Annotated in this window: 1 tRNA gene; it reads right to left on the bottom strand. The window is 44.5% G+C overall.

Annotation, left to right across the window (positions count from 1 at the left end):
* Window positions 1-127: 127 nt before the first annotated feature.
* A tRNA-Tyr gene (locus L976_RS04630) sits at window positions 128-212 on the bottom strand.
* Between the last annotated feature and the right edge of the window lie 114 nt (window positions 213-326).

The raw sequence follows: 326 nt of genomic DNA on the forward strand, positions 1-326 counted from the left end.
ATAATTTCTTCAACTTTTAGTCTTACTCATCGAGTCTGATTTTAAAGTTATCTTAAATCTTGGCCAGATTTAAGGGTAAAGCAAGTTTACAGCAGACTAACGATTGACGAACAACAGAAGATAAAAGTGGTGGAGGGAGAAGGATTCGAACCTTCGAAGGCGGAGCCGTCAGATTTACAGTCTGATCCCTTTGGCCACTCGGGAACCCCTCCACGAGTATCTTTTATAGCATCGCTAATTGTTAGTGCAAATGGTGGAGGGAGAAGGATTCGAACCTTCGAAGGCGGAGCCGTCAGATTTACAGTCTGATCCCTTTGGCCACTCGG

The sequence above is a fragment of the Shewanella sp. ZOR0012 genome (genome assembly GCF_000798835.1).
Taxonomy (GTDB): Bacteria; Pseudomonadota; Gammaproteobacteria; order Enterobacterales; family Shewanellaceae; genus Shewanella; species Shewanella xiamenensis.